1 rRNA gene is annotated in these 1467 nt (G+C 52.6%); it reads left to right on the forward strand.

What is annotated here, in order from left to right:
* Positions 1 to 37: 37 nt before the first annotated feature.
* Positions 38 to 1467, forward strand: a 23S ribosomal RNA gene (locus tag MUU47_RS00285); the annotation flags it as partial.

The raw sequence follows: 1467 nt of genomic DNA on the forward strand, positions 1-1467 counted from the left end.
TCGATGATGAATCGAAAGAAACATCTTCGGGTTGTGAGGTTAAGCGACTAAGCGTACACGGTGGATGCCCTGGCAGTCAGAGGCGATGAAGGGCGTGCTAATCTGCGATAAGCGTCGGCGAGGTGATATGAACCTTTGACCCGGCGATACCCGAATGGGGAAACCCAGTGTGTTTCGACACACTATCATTAAGTGAATACATAGCTTAATGAGGCGAACCGGGGGAACTGAAACATCTAAGTACCCCGAGGAAAAGAAATCAACCGAGATTCCCCCAGTAGCGGCGAGCGAACGGGGAGGAGCCCAGAGTCTGAATCAGCGCGCGTGTTAATGGAACGGTCTGGAAAGTCCGGCGATACAGGGTGATAGCCCCGTACATGAAAATGCACGCGTTGTGAACTCGAAGAGTAGGGCGGGACACGTGGTATCCTGTCTGAATATGGGGGGACCATCCTCCAAGGCTAAATACTCCTGACTGACCGATAGTGAACCAGTACCGTGAGGGAAAGGCGAAAAGAACCCCGGCGAGGGGAGTGAAAAAGAACCTGAAACCGTGTACGTACAAGCAGTGGGAGCCTACTCGTTAGGTGACTGCGTACCTTTTGTATAATGGGTCAGCGACTTATATTCTGTAGCAAGGTTAACCGAATAGGGGAGCCGAAGGGAAACCGAGTCTTAACTGGGCGTTAAGTTGCAGGGTATAGACCCGAAACCCGGTGATCTAGCCATGGGCAGGTTGAAGGTTGGGTAACACTAACTGGAGGACCGAACCGACTAATGTTGAAAAATTAGCGGATGACTTGTGGCTGGGGGTGAAAGGCCAATCAAACCGGGAGATAGCTGGTTCTCCCCGAAAGCTATTTAGGTAGCGCCTCGTGAACTCATCTTCGGGGGTAGAGCACTGTTTCGGCTAGGGGGTCATCCCGACTTACCAACCCGATGCAAACTACGAATACCGAAGAATGTTATCACGGGAGACACACGGCGGGTGCTAACGTCCGTCGTGAAGAGGGAAACAACCCAGACCGCCAGCTAAGGTCCCAAAGTCATAGTTAAGTGGGAAACGATGTGGGAAGGCTCAGACAGCCAGGATGTTGGCTTAGAAGCAGCCATCATTTAAAGAAAGCGTAATAGCTCACTGGTCGAGTCGGCCTGCGCGGAAGATGTAACGGGGCTAAACTATGCACCGAAGCTGCGGCAGCGACACAATGTGTTGTTGGGTAGGGGAGCGTTCTGTAAGCCGTTGAAGGTGGCCTGTGAGGGTAGCTGGAGGTATCAGAAGTGCGAATGCTGACATAAGTAACGATAAAGCGGGTGAAAAGCCCGCTCGCCGGAAGACCAAGGGTTCCTGTCCAACGTTAATCGGGGCAGGGTGAGTCGACCCCTAAGGCGAGGCCGAAAGGCGTAGTCGATGGGAAACAGGTTAATATTCCTGTACTTGGTGTTACTGCGAAGGGGGGACGGAGA

The organism is Scandinavium hiltneri (assembly GCF_024764835.1).
Classification (GTDB): Bacteria; Pseudomonadota; Gammaproteobacteria; order Enterobacterales; family Enterobacteriaceae; genus Scandinavium; species Scandinavium hiltneri.